The 257-nt window shown below is 35.0% G+C and carries 1 protein-coding gene; it reads left to right on the top strand.

The genetic code is table 11. The features are described 5' to 3' along the window. Nucleotides 1-257, top strand: a 257-nt coding sequence (locus tag Q4550_RS23665) for a sodium:solute symporter family transporter (protein WP_483298581.1), incomplete at both ends; no start/stop codon positions are given.

Here is a 257-nt window from a genome sequence, read left to right as displayed (position 1 = left end):
ATATAATGTGATAACACTTCCCGATTATTTAGCTGTTCGCTTCGGTGAAAAAGCAACCATAATACGCTGGTTAACAAGTATTTTAATTGCTGGATTTTTAATGTTTTATATTAGTGCTCAGATGGCTGGTGCTGGAAAAATGTTATTTACAACATTTGATATCCCTCCGGTCATTGGTATTCTAATAGCAACAGCAATTATTATTTTAACGGCTTTTGCTGGTGGGTTTATTTCGGTTGTTTGGACAGATATGGTAC

This window comes from Anaerobacillus sp. 1_MG-2023 (genome assembly GCF_030547345.1).
GTDB classification, from domain to species: Bacteria; Bacillota; Bacilli; order Bacillales; family Guptibacillaceae; genus Guptibacillus; species Guptibacillus hwajinpoensis_B.
Note: the sequence above shows the minus strand (reverse complement) of the source record. Positions and strands in the feature narration are given on the sequence as shown.